Origin of the sequence: Pseudomonas sp. CP-1, assembly GCF_021213715.1 — a bacterium.
GTDB classification, from domain to species: Bacteria; Pseudomonadota; Gammaproteobacteria; order Pseudomonadales; family Pseudomonadaceae; genus Pseudomonas; species Pseudomonas aeruginosa.
Genome location: NZ_JAJQKY010000073.1, coordinates 1 through 326 on the forward strand (window position 1 = coordinate 1; position 326 = coordinate 326).

A 326-nucleotide genomic window follows, 5' to 3' on the forward strand; every position below is an offset into this window, starting at 1 on the left:
TGGGCCAGGTTGCGCACCTCGTCGGCGACCACCGCGAAGCCGCGTCCGGCCTCGCCGGCGCGGGCGGCTTCGATGGCGGCGTTGAGGGCGAGCAGGTTGGTCTGCTCGGAGATGCCCTTGATCACTTCGAGGATCTGGCCGATGTTCACCGTGCGGCTGTTGAGGGCCTCGATGTTGGCGCAGGAGGCGCTGATCTTCTCGGAAAGCTCGTTCATCGCGCGGATGGTCTGCTCGACCACCTGCTTGCCGTCCTCGGCCTGGTGGTTGGCGTCGGACGCATGGTGCGAGGCATCGGCGGCGTTGCGGGCGATTTCCTGGGCGGCGGC

1 protein-coding gene is annotated in these 326 nt (G+C 68.4%); it reads right to left on the reverse strand.

Annotated elements, in window-relative coordinates:
* Positions 1-326: methyl-accepting chemotaxis protein (locus LT948_RS33110; protein ID WP_232197181.1), on the reverse strand; the 326-nt coding region annotated here is incomplete at both ends.